1 protein-coding gene is annotated in these 679 nt (G+C 54.5%); it reads left to right on the forward strand.

All coding sequences use genetic code 11. The features are described from left to right. Positions 1-679: hypothetical protein (locus tag GEZ84_RS10630; protein WP_194252078.1), on the forward strand; the 679-nt coding region annotated here is incomplete at both ends.

Raw genomic sequence — 679 nt, forward strand, 5'->3', positions numbered from 1 at the left:
CGTCAGCTAGTCAGTCAGCGTCAACAAGTGCAAGTCAATCAGCCAGCACATCGGCATCTGAATCAGCCTCAACAAGTGCGAGCCAATCAGCCAGCACAAGCGCATCTGAGTCAGCCTCAACAAGTGCCTCAGCGTCAGCAAGCACAAGCGCATCTGAATCAGCGTCAACAAGTGCGTCTGCATCAGCCAGCACCTCAGCTAGTCAGTCAGCATCAACAAGTGCGTCTGCATCAGCCAGCACCTCAGCTAGTCAGTCCGCATCGACAAGTGCGTCTGCATCAGCCAGCACCTCGGCTAGTCAGTCCGCATCGACCAGTGCAAGTCAATCAGCCAGCACCTCAGCTAGCCAGTCAGCATCGACAAGTGCATCTGAATCAGCATCAACAAGTGCATCAGCGTCAGCAAGCACATCGGCATCTGAGTCAGCGTCAACAAGTGCAAGCCAATCAGCCAGCACATCGGCATCTGAGTCAGCATCGACAAGTGCGAGCCAATCAGCCAGCACGTCAGCTAGTCAGTCTGCATCGACAAGTGCATCAGCGTCAGCCAGCACGTCAGCTAGTCAGTCTGCATCGACAAGTGCAAGCCAATCAGCCAGCACATCGGCATCTGAATCAGCGTCAACAAGTGCAAGCCAATCAGCCAGCACATCGGCATCTGAATCAGCCTCAACAAGTGC

This window comes from Streptococcus mitis, assembly GCF_009496155.1.
Lineage (GTDB): Bacteria > Bacillota > Bacilli > Lactobacillales > Streptococcaceae > Streptococcus > Streptococcus mitis_BQ.